The sequence below is a fragment of the Curtobacterium sp. B18 genome (assembly GCF_000333375.1).
Lineage (GTDB): Bacteria > Actinomycetota > Actinomycetes > Actinomycetales > Microbacteriaceae > Curtobacterium.
Genome location: NZ_BACZ01000141.1, coordinates 1 through 5,962 on the forward strand (window position 1 = coordinate 1; position 5,962 = coordinate 5,962).

Here is a 5,962-nt window from a genome sequence, read left to right on the forward strand (position 1 = left end):
GAATCGTGATGGGAATCCTCGACGGACTGCTCGGCCAGATCGGCAGCAATGTGGATATCGAGAACCTTGCCACCAAGATCGGCCTGCCCGCCGACAAGGTGGAGGAAGCGGTGCACGCGCTGGGCGTCGCGCATCCTCAGGACGGCGACACGGCGGAGATCGCCGCGCAGCAGACCGGCCTGCCGACCGACAAGCTCAACGAGATCATCGGCCATATCGGCGGCGAGGGCAGCCTCGGCCAGTTCGCCAGCCTGCTACAGGGCGAAGGCACGCGTCGGGCTCGCGGAGACGAACTGGTTGAAGAGCTGTGTCGCGGTGATGATCGTCGCGGCACCGGTCTGCTGCTTGATCTGCTTGCCGAAGGTCCGGAAGTCCGCCCAGGTCTGGATCGCCGCGCTCACCTCGTCCGGGTCGGTGGGGAGGTCGGCCTTCCGCAGGACCTCCTGGTTGTAGAAGAAGCCGGTGGGACCGGTGTCGACCGGCCAGAAGCACTGCCGCCCGGACGGGGTCCGGCCGAGTGAGAGCTTCCAGTCGTAGTAGGCGGACTGCTCGGTGGCGGAGGGGGCGAAGTCGGTGAAGAGGTCCTCGTCGGGGAAGTAGAGCCAGCAGTTCGAGTTCACCATGAGGACGTCGGGGATGAACGCGTTGCCGGCGAGCGCGGTCCGGAACTTCGTGTCGTAGGACGCCCCGCCGATGAGGTCCGGCCGGAGCCGCATCGGTTCGTGGCCGCTGATGCCCCCGGCGGCCTGCTGCAGGAACTTCGGGTCGAGGGACCGGTTCCAGTACCAGAGGACGAGTTCGTCCGGGTCCTTGGAGATGGCGGTGCCGGTGGAACACCCGGCGAGGAGGGTCGCGGAGGCGAGTGCGCCGAGCGCCCCTGCGCCGGCGAGGAACCCCCTCCTGCTGAGCCTGTGCGTTGGTGCTGTCACTGGAGTACCTGCTCTCGTCGTTGAGATGGTGCAACCGTGGAGCGCTCGACCGTGAACGCTCACGAAGTGGTCAGAGCATGCCCCGGCCGACACGCCGTGTCAAGCATCCACATCGTTGCAGGGGCGGAGGCTGACAGGTACGGTCGTCGGGACCGTGAAGGTTCACGAGACGATAGGGATCCGCATGTCAGCGCAGACCGCGACCACCGGCAGCAGCACTTCCACGAGCGAGCACGACACCCCGGGCTGGGCCGTCCTCGGCCCCGGTGGGATCGCCCGCCGCTTCCTCTCCCAGCTGCCTGCGAGCGCGGTCGGCGCCACCCTCGTCGCCGCCGGCAGCTCGTCGATCGAGCGTGCGGGCGCGTTCGCGGCCGAGGCCGGCGACCACGGGTTCGCCGACGTCACCGCGGCGTCCTACGACGAGGTGCTCGCCGACCCGCGCGTCGACGCGGTCTACGTCTCGACCGTCCACACCGGCCACGCCGCCCTCGTCCTGGCGGCGCTGGCTGCGGGCAAGGCCGTCCTGTGCGAGAAGCCGCTCTCGCCGAACCACGGCACCTCGATGGCGCTCGCCGATGCCGCACGCCAGGCCGGGCTGCCCCTGGTCGAGGCGTACATGTACCGCTTCCACCCGCAGACCGCGGCCCTGCTCGACCTCGTCCGCCAGGGCGCGATCGGCACCGTGACGCACGTCGACGCCTCCTTCGCGTTCCGCGCGGGCACCCGGTCCGGCCGGCTGTTCGACGTCGACACGGCCGGCGGCGGGATCCTCGACGTCGGCGGGTACCCGGTCACCATGACGGCCGCGATCGTGCAGGCCGCGACCGGTGTGGCCGTCGCCGAGCCCGTCGAGTTCGTCGCCACCGGCACGCTCGGTCCGACCGGGGTCGACGAGTGGACGACGGCAGACGCCACCTACCGCGGGGTCGGCGACCGGCGGATCACGGCCCACCTCCGCACGGGTGTCCGCGTGCAGGACGACAACGCCGTGGTCGTGCACGGCACCACCGGGAAGATCACGCTGACCGATCCGTGGACCCTCGGCGACGACCCCACCATCGAGGTCAGCACGGTGGACGAGGACCCGCGCACGCTGTCCTTCGCCGGCGCGCGCCCCTACGCGCTCGAGGCCGACGCGACCACGGCGGCCCTCGCGGCCGGTCGCGTCGACGCCCCCGAGTTCACGCTCGACGAGTCCCTCGCCACCGCGCGCACCCTCGACCGGTGGCGCGCGGCGATCGGCCTGCGCTTCCCGTTCGAGGCCGAGACCGCCGACATCCCCACCGTCAGCGGCCGTCCGCTCACGGTCGCCGCGCACGAGCCGGACCGTGCCGACAACCCGATGCGCTACGGCGAGGTCGCGGGTGTCGGCAAGCGCATGTCCCGCCTGGTCATGGGTGTCGACAACCAGCCCGACCTGGCGCACGCGAGCGCGATCTTCGACCTGTTCGTGGAGCAGGGCGGCAACGTGTTCGACACCGGGTACATCTACGGCGGTGGTGTGCTCGAGGGTCGGCTCGGCAAGTGGATCCAGAACCGTGGTGTCCGCAAGGACGTCGTCGTGATCACCAAGGGCGCGCACACGCCGTTCTGCGACCCGGAGTCGCTCAGCCGCCAGCTGCTCGAGAGCCTCGAGCGTCAGGGCACCGACTACGCGGACATCTACATGATGCACCGCGACGACGAGGACATCCCGGTGGGGGAGTTCGTCGACGTCCTCGACGAGCACCGTCGCGCCGGACGCATCCGCGTGTACGGCGGGTCGAACTGGACACCCGCGCGCTTCGACGAGGCGAACGCCTACGCCCGGGCGAACGGCAGGCACGAGTTCGAGGTCCTGAGCAACCACTTCGGGCTGGCCGAGGCGTACGACGTCCCGTGGGCCGGGTGCCGCCACGCGACGGACGCGGCGTCGAAGCAGTGGCTCGAGGAGCGTCAGGTGCCGTTGCTGCCGTGGTCCTCGCAGGCGCGTGGGTTCTTCACCGGCCGCGCCAAGCCGGAGGACACGAGCGATGCCGAGCTCGTGCGCTGCTACTACAGCGACGAGAACTTCGAGCGGCTCCGCCGTGCGTCGGAGCTCGGTGAGCGGTTCGGGGTGCCGGCGACGGCGATCGCCCTCGCGTACGTCCTGCACCAGCCCTTCCCCACCTTCCCGCTCTTCGGACCGCGTACGATCGCGGAAGCCCGGTCGTCCATGACCGGCCTCTCCGTCGACCTCACTCCGGAACAGGTGGCATGGCTGGACCTCCGCGACTGACCGAACCCGTTCCCGCACCCGGCGGCCGGGCGACGATCATCGACGTCGCCGCGGCCGCCGGGGTGTCCCGGCAGACGGTCACCCGCGCGATGAACGGCATGTCCGGCATCAGCGCGGCGACGAAGGAGCGGGTGCTCGCCGCCGCCGAGGCGCTGGACTACCGGCCGTCCCGCTTCGGCCGCGGACTCGTCACCGGCGGCGACCACCAGCTCGGGCTCGTCGTGAACGACCTGCGCAACCCGTACACCCCGCAGCTCGCCTCGGCCGTGTTCCGGCTCGCCGCCGAGCAGGGCTGGAACGTCATGCTCGCCGACGTCGACCTGGCGAGCGACGCCGACCGGATGGTGCAGGCGCTCGGTGCGCAGACCGACGTCGTCATCGGGTACCTCGGTTCGCGGCGCGAGCGCTGGCGCGAGCTCCTCGGCAGCGTGCCCATGGTCGAGCTCGACCCCTACTCCGAGCCCGCGACGGGCGCCGTCTGGATCGACCCCGCCGACGCGATCGAGGTCCTCGCCGACCACCTGGTCGCCACCGGCGTCCGGCACCCGGTGGTGCTCGACAACTCGTCGCCGGGGCACACGAGCGTCCGCGGGACCCTCATGATGGACGCCCTCGAGCGGCGCGGGTACCTCCCCGAGCTCGTGCACGCCGACCACGGCACGGCCGAGTGCGGTGCCGAGGAGACCACCCGGATCCTCGCGCGCCGGCGGCGGCAGGACGCGATCCTCGCCTTCAACGACGTCATGGCCCTCGGCGTGCTGCAGGCGTGCCGCCGAGCCGGCGTCGACGTCCCCGGAGACGTGCGCGTCGTGGGGGTGGACGGCCTGCCGCTCGGCTCGCTCGTGTCACCGACCCTCAGCACCCTGGCCGTCGACCTCGACGCGGTCGCGCGCGAGGCGCTCGACCTCGCCCTCGGGATGCTCGCCGGCGAGCTGCCGCGTCAGGGTGACGCGGTGCAGCGCACGGTCCGGCACCGGCTGCTCCTGCGCGAGTCGGCCTGACGACCGGGCCCCGACCCGAACGCGACCAGCGACGGGCAGGAGGCGCGGTGCGGGCCCGCACCGTCCCTCCTGTCCGGCGGTCAGTTGCATTTGCAACCAACACCGTCCAGACGGTACACTAACGGAGTCCTGACGCGACGCGTGTCCACACCGCGCCCCGTCCGGACCGTTCGTCAGTACCGCCGTCGACCTGGTCCGGCTCGAAGTCCCTGGAGTCACCGTGTCCGCCCTGCTCACCAGCCCCGTCGCCACCGCCGTCACCGGCAGCCGCACCCGCCGGTTCGCCGCCCTCGCGGTGCTCATGATGCCCGTCCTCCTCATCTCGGTGGACAACACCATCCTGAGCTTCGCGCTGCCGTCGATCTCCCGCGCCCTCAACCCGGACGCCACGACGCAGCTCTGGATCGTCGACGCGTACCCGCTGGTCCTCGCCGGACTCCTCGTCGTGATGGGCAGCATCGGCGACCGCATCGGGCGTCGCCGGATCCTCGTCATCGGCGCCAGCGGCTTCGCGCTGTTCTCCGTCGCCGCGGCCTTCGCGACCGACGCCTGGATGCTCGTCGCCGCCCGCATCGTGATGGGCGTCTTCGGCGCGATGCTCATGCCGGCGACCCTGTCGATCATCCGCAACGTCTTCGTGCACGCGGGGGAGCGGCGGATGGCGCTGGCCGTCTGGTCGACCATGTTCGCGGCGGGCAACGCGCTCGGCCCGCTCGTCGGCGGTGCCCTCCTCGCGCACTTCCACTGGGGCGCGGTGTTCCTCGTCGCGGTGCCGATCCTCGTCGTGATGCTCGTCGCCGTGCCGTTCTGCGTCCCCGAGTCCCGCGACCCGAACCCGGGGCCGGTCGACGTGCCGAGCATGTTCCTGTCGCTCGGTGCCCTCGCCCCGATCGCCTGGGCCATCAAGTCCGTCGTGCACCCCGAGGAGCGGGGCTTCGCGATCGCGATGCTCGCCGTCGGCGTGCTGTGCGGCATCGCGTTCGTGCGTCGACAGCTCCGTTCACGGACCCCGATGCTCGACCTCCGACTGTTCCGGAGCACCGCGTTCACGGGCAGCGTGCTCATGAACATGACGGCGATGTTCTCGCTGACCGGGTTCCTGTTCTTCATCGCCCAGCACCTGCAGCTCGTCGCCGGGCTCGACCCGTTCGCCTCCGGCATCGTGCTCGTCCCGGGATCGGTCCTCACGATCGTCGCGGGGCTCGCGGTCGTGCCGATCGTCGCGCGGGTCGCTCCGCGCTGGGTCGTCGCGGTGTCGCTGCTGTTCTCGGCGGCCGCGTACGCCATGGTCGCGGCCCTCGGGCACCACGCCTCGATCGTGGCCCTGGCGTTCGCGTTCGTCCTGCTCGGCATCGGGATCGGTGCCTCCGAGACCGTGACGAACGACCTCATCATCTCGACGGCTCCGGCGGACAAGGCCGGTGCGGCCTCGGCGATGTCCGAGACGGCGTACGAGATCGGTGCCGTGCTCGGGACGGCGGTGCTCGGGACGATCCTCGCCACCGCCTACCGCGCGCACGTCGTGGTGCCGGACGGCCTGTCGTCGTCGGCGCACACCGCCGCGCAGGAGACCCTCGGCGGCGCGGTGTCGGCGGCGTCGTCCCTCGGCGGGTCGGCGGGGCAGGCGCTGCTGGAGTCCGCGCGGGCCGCGTTCGACTCCGGCGTCACGGTCACGGCCGGCGTCGCGGCGCTCCTGATGGTCGTCGCGGCCGCCCGTGCGGTCGTGATGCTGAAGCGCCGGTAGCGCCGCGCCGCCCCGCTCGGTGAGCAGCCGC

The 5,962-nt window shown here is 71.6% G+C and carries 5 protein-coding genes; 3 read left to right on the forward strand and 2 right to left on the reverse strand.

Annotation, left to right across the window (positions count from 1 at the left end; all coding sequences use genetic code 11):
* Positions 1-215: hypothetical protein (locus tag I5E_RS25190; protein WP_042723568.1), on the reverse strand; the 215-nt coding region annotated here is incomplete at its 3' end.
* Positions 216-254: 39 nt separating this feature from the next.
* A complete protein-coding gene (locus I5E_RS24180; RefSeq protein WP_022905833.1) occupies positions 255-929 on the reverse strand; it encodes an ABC transporter substrate-binding protein in 675 nt (224 codons plus the stop codon).
* Between the two features lie 184 nt (positions 930-1,113).
* Between I5E_RS24180 and I5E_RS03875 the strand changes: the two genes are divergently transcribed.
* The 3 genes from I5E_RS03875 (at position 1,114) to I5E_RS03885 (ending at position 5,931) form a co-directional block, all read left to right on the forward strand.
* The gene (locus I5E_RS03875; protein WP_022905834.1) at positions 1,114-3,186 is read left to right on the forward strand and encodes an aldo/keto reductase; all 2,073 of its coding nucleotides are present in this window, start codon (positions 1,114-1,116) and stop codon (positions 3,184-3,186) included.
* Entirely contained in the window at positions 3,165-4,187 is a 1,023-nt protein-coding gene (locus I5E_RS03880) for a LacI family DNA-binding transcriptional regulator (protein WP_022905835.1), read from the forward strand. The genes I5E_RS03875 and I5E_RS03880 overlap by 22 nt, the downstream gene beginning before the upstream one ends.
* A 220-nt stretch (positions 4,188-4,407) precedes the next feature.
* Positions 4,408-5,931 carry an MFS transporter gene (locus I5E_RS03885; RefSeq protein ID WP_022905836.1) on the forward strand — a complete coding sequence of 508 codons (1,524 nt, stop codon included), beginning with the start codon at positions 4,408-4,410 and terminating at the stop codon, positions 5,929-5,931.
* Positions 5,932-5,962: the final 31 nt, after the last annotated feature.